Raw genomic sequence first — 1378 nt, forward strand, 5'->3', positions numbered from 1 at the left:
CTCGTCGCAGACGTCCTCGCCCAGTGGTTCGGTCACGATGATGAAGCTGCCGACGGGGGCGATCCTGACATGCAGCCAGCGGAACGGCCGGCCGGTGTACCCGCTGGTCGCGACGAGGACCTGGTCGGCACGGACGGTACCGCGCGGGGTGACCAGCTCGTGCTGTGTGCCGTTCAACCGGCGGATCTGCTGGACCGGTGCCTTTTCGTGGATCCGGGCGCCTGCTCGCACGGCTGCCTCGGCGAGGCCCCTGGTGAACTTGCCGACGTGCAGGCCCGCGCTCCTCGTGTCGATCATCGCGCCGTGGAAGCTGTTCGAGGCGATCTCGGAACGGAGCTCGTTCCCAGGCACCAGACGGGTCTCGTACCCCAGGCCGGTGAGCAGCTCGTGGGTCTTGCGCAGGCCGTCGAAGTGAGCGGGCTTGGCCGCCAGGTTCAGCTTGCCCGCGCGCGCGAAGTGGCAGTCGATGCCCTCGTCGGCAACGATCTTCTCGATGGTGTCGACCGCGTCGCCGTACACCGCGAGATACGCGGCCGCGGTCTCGACTCCGTATCGGGCGACGGCGTCGCGGAAACCGATCCCCAGTCCCACGGTGGCCATGCCACCGTTGCGGCCCGACGCACCCCAGCCGACCGTCTCCTGCTCGAAGACATGCACGTTGGCGCCCTTGCGGGCGAGGTGCAGTGCCGCGGACAGACCGGTCAGACCGGCGCCCACGATCGCCACGTCGACATGACCGCCGATCTCGGTGCGGGACCGGTCCGGTCCCTGTCCGGCGGTGTCGAGCCAGTAGGGGATGAACTTCATCGCTGCTCTCCTGCCATTGCGATCGGCCGGCGTGGTCCGGGGATCTGCGCACCGGCGAGTGCCGACTGGCGTCGACGTGATCTGCGGGCGACATCTGCCTGCTTCGTCGGAGTTCCTCGCGGCTGGGGGAACCCTAGCACCATTTGTTCCAGTTCCAAACTGAAACCTTTGGTATGGTATCGGGCGTGACGATCAACCCGACGGCGCGTGACTTCAACAAAGCCTCGGTCCTCGACGTGGTTCTCGCCCAGGCGCCCTTGACGCGGAACAAGCTCATCGAGCTGACCGGCCTGAGCAAGGCCACCGTGTCCAGGGCGGTGGAGGAGCTGCGGGCCGACGGCTTCGTCGTGGATCGCGGTGTCGACGCGGTCGCCGGTCGCGGCCGGCCGTCCACCTACCTGGACATACCCGGTTCGACCGGGCATGTCATCGGCGTCAGCTTCGGCGCGCAGACCACCGGTGTCCTGGCGACCGACCTCAGAGGGCGCGAGATCCACCACGTGATCGTTCCCACGGCGGACCACGACGACGTCGGCAAGGCCGCCGCGTGGCTCGCCGGCCTGATCGCCGG

General features: G+C 68.4%; 2 protein-coding genes. One reads left to right on the forward strand and one right to left on the reverse strand.

Features of this window, described 5'->3' with window-relative positions; all coding sequences use genetic code 11:
- The coding region (locus tag FXN61_RS49430) for an NAD(P)/FAD-dependent oxidoreductase (RefSeq protein ID WP_167980638.1) at window positions 1–807 on the reverse strand (807 nt) is incomplete at its 3' end.
- 185 nt (window positions 808–992) lie between these two features.
- On the opposite strand from FXN61_RS49430, the gene FXN61_RS49435 reads away from it, so the two are divergent.
- The coding region (locus FXN61_RS49435) for a MarR family transcriptional regulator (protein WP_167980639.1) at window positions 993–1378 on the forward strand (386 nt) is incomplete at its 3' end.

The sequence above is a fragment of the Lentzea indica genome, from assembly GCF_012184385.1.
In the GTDB taxonomy this organism is placed as follows: Bacteria; Actinomycetota; Actinomycetes; order Mycobacteriales; family Pseudonocardiaceae; genus Lentzea; species Lentzea indica.